Origin of the sequence: Streptomyces sp. NPDC058459, from assembly GCF_042721685.1 — a bacterium.
Lineage (GTDB): Bacteria > Actinomycetota > Actinomycetes > Streptomycetales > Streptomycetaceae > Streptomyces.
The window spans coordinates 1-2,519 of record NZ_JBHXLV010000383.1 but is presented as its reverse complement, the minus strand read 5'-3'; the positions used below and the strand labels follow the sequence as shown (position 1 = coordinate 2,519).

The 2,519-nt window shown below is 70.0% G+C and carries 3 protein-coding genes; 2 read left to right on the top strand and 1 reads right to left on the bottom strand.

Features of this window, described 5'->3' with window-relative positions; all coding sequences use genetic code 11:
- Positions 1 to 67 precede the first annotated feature (67 nt).
- Positions 68 to 964: an RNA polymerase sigma factor SigF gene (locus ACFWN1_RS32895; protein WP_384370306.1), complete on the bottom strand. Its 897-nt coding sequence runs from the start codon at positions 962 to 964 to the stop codon at positions 68 to 70.
- 244 nt (positions 965 to 1,208) lie between these two features.
- Between ACFWN1_RS32895 and ACFWN1_RS32890 the strand changes: the two genes are divergently transcribed.
- Positions 1,209 to 1,586: an STAS domain-containing protein gene (locus ACFWN1_RS32890; protein ID WP_384370303.1), complete on the top strand. Its 378-nt coding sequence runs from the start codon at positions 1,209 to 1,211 to the stop codon at positions 1,584 to 1,586.
- Positions 1,587 to 1,883: 297 nt separating this feature from the next.
- Positions 1,884 to 2,447 carry an ATP-binding protein gene (locus ACFWN1_RS32885; protein ID WP_384370300.1) on the top strand — a complete coding sequence of 188 codons (564 nt, stop codon included), beginning with the start codon at positions 1,884 to 1,886 and terminating at the stop codon, positions 2,445 to 2,447.
- The last annotated feature ends 72 nt before the right edge of the window (positions 2,448 to 2,519 follow it).

The following is a 2,519-nucleotide window of genomic DNA, read 5'->3' as shown; positions in this document are numbered from 1 at the left end:
GCCCGGCACCGTGTGCCGGGCCGCCTCACGCGTGCGGGGAAGGTCCGCCTACCGGCGGCGTCCGCCGTCACTCGTCCAGCGTCAGTCCCTTGCGCAGCCGCGTCAGCGTCCGCGACAGCAGCCGCGAGACGTGCATCTGGGAGATGCCCAGCTCCTCACCGATCTCCGACTGGGTCAGACCCGCCACGAAGCGCAGGGAGAGGATCTTCCGGTCGCGGGGCGCCAGTTCGGCGATGAGGGGCTTCAACGACTCGATGTACTCGATGCCTTCGAGCCCGTGGTCCTCGTAGCCGATGCGGTCCGCGAGCGCGCCCTCGGAGTCGTCCTCGGCGGGCTGGGCGTCCAGCGAGGAGGCGGTGTAGGCGTTCGAGGCCGACATGCCCTCGACGACCTCCTCGTGGGAGAGCCCGAGCCGCTCGGCCAGCTCCGCGACGGTGGGGGTGCGGTCCAGCCGCTGGGCCAGCTCGTCCCCGGCCTTCGCCAGGTCGATCCGCAGCTCCTGCAGGCGGCGCGGGACGCGCACGGACCACGAGGTGTCACGGAAGAAGCGCTTGATCTCACCGATGATGGTCGGCATGGCGAAGGTCGGGAACTCGACGCCGCGTGACATCTCGAAGCGGTCGATCGCCTTGATCAGGCCGACCGTGCCGACCTGGACGATGTCCTCCATCGGCTCGCTGCGGGAGCGGAAGCGGGAGGCGGCGAACTTCACGAGCGCCAGATTCAGTTCGACCAGGGTGTTGCGGACGTACGAGTACTCGTACGTGCCCTCCTCCAGCGACTCCAGGCGCTCGAAGAGCGTCTTGGACAGGGCTCGCGCGTCCACCGGGCCGACCTCGCCGAACGGCGGGATCTCGGGGAGCCCCGCCAGGGGGTCGAGAGGGTCGATGGTGTGGTCCAGCTGGTCCGGTGGGGGTGTCGACGTCGCTTCGCGGGTAGGCGGTCCGTCGAGCCGGGGTGACATGGGTGTCCTCCATCGTTCTCGGCATACGGCTGCCGAAGCCGGTACGTGCACTGCGGTGTGCGGCGCCTCCGAAGCCGGCGTGCAGGGATGTGTGCGTACTAGCCCTACCTGCTTCGGTGAGCTGGTTGCAAGTGGCTTATATGGCGATATGCCCGTTTCCGAGGGGTTGTTCGGGTGTCGAAGTGTGGCTGGAAGGCGTACTGTTCGAGGGCATCAGCAGCCAAGACCTCGGGAGAGAGACGGCATGGACCACGGGACGGTCGGCAGCGCACAGTCGGGCCGGCTTCTGGTGGAGGTGCGGGAAGAGGGCTCCAGCGCCGTAGTGACACCGGCTGGTGAGCTCGATCACCACACCGCCGATCTACTGCGCGAGCCGCTCGACGACCTCCTCGAGAAGGGCTTCACGCGACTTGTCGTGGATTGCTCACGGCTGGAATTCTGCGATTCGACAGGGCTGAACGTCCTGCTCGGGGCACGGCTCAAGGCGGACGCCGCCGGCGGTGGAGTCCACCTCGCGGGCATGCTGCCCGTAGTCGCGCGCGTGTTTGAGATCACCGGAGCCGAGGCGGTCTTCACCGTCCACGACTCCGTGGAAGCCGCCCTGTCGGGCGACGCCGGCTGACTTCCTCCCGCACACCCCTGTCTCCACCGGTGCTCCACGAGCGCCAGGTGAACGCGAGGGTGTTCCGGGGGATCAGTCGGGCAGGAGAAACCCTGAAGCCTTTCAGCACCCCGCCGCCGGACCCGTTCCGGGAACCGGGAAAGAGGCCCGGCGCGACGTAAGTGGCGAGGCCGGACCGCCGAAGGGTGACGGAGGCAGCACACGGACACCGGACGGACGATGAACCGGCCGCCCGGCACCGAAACGGAGTCGGACTTTTGGAATCGTGTACTGGTGGATCGGTGAGGTGAAGCGCTGATGAGCACCACCCGGCCCTACTCGCCGGGCGATGGTGGCCCGGAGCCGAGCGGCGCTTCCGGCATGCCCGAGCGAGACGCGGCGGCGGACGACGCGACGGCTGTGAGCGCCGTCGTGCCCGCCACCCCGTCCGACGGCACGTCGGAGGCGTGGGGACCCCAGGTCCGCAGACTGAGTCTGGACGGTGAGAGCGGGGTGGTCCCGCTCGCCCGGGACTTCACCCGGCAGGCGCTGTACGCGTGGGGCTGGCTGCCCGCCGACGGCGCCGAGCAGCGGGCAGCCGCCGAGGACGTGCTCCTCGTCGTCTCGGAGCTGGTCACCAACGCCTGTCTGCACGCCGGCGGACCGGACCAGCTGTTCCTGTCCTGCGACAAGAAGGCGATCCGGCTGGAGGTCTCCGACCGGGGCGCCGGCCAGCCCACGCCCCGTACCCCGCACCAGGCGGGCCGCCCCGGCGGCCACGGCATGTTCATCGTCCAGCGCCTCTGTCTGGACTGGGGCGTCCTGCGCACCCCCGACCGGCCGGGCAAGACGGTCTGGGCGGAACTGGGCGCCCCGGCCTGAGACCGGCGCCCCGGACGACGGCTAAGGGCCCCGCATCACCGATGCGGGGCCCTCCGTGCGTCCGGCGGAGCT

Coding starts and splice junctions, on each gene's coding strand:
- ACFWN1_RS32895 (WP_384370306.1), bottom strand. CDS start 964: ATGTCACCCCGGCTCGACGGACCGCCTACCCGCGAAGCGACGTCGACA.
- ACFWN1_RS32890 (WP_384370303.1), top strand. CDS start 1,209: ATGGACCACGGGACGGTCGGCAGCGCACAGTCGGGCCGGCTTCTGGTG.
- ACFWN1_RS32885 (WP_384370300.1), top strand. CDS start 1,884: ATGAGCACCACCCGGCCCTACTCGCCGGGCGATGGTGGCCCGGAGCCG.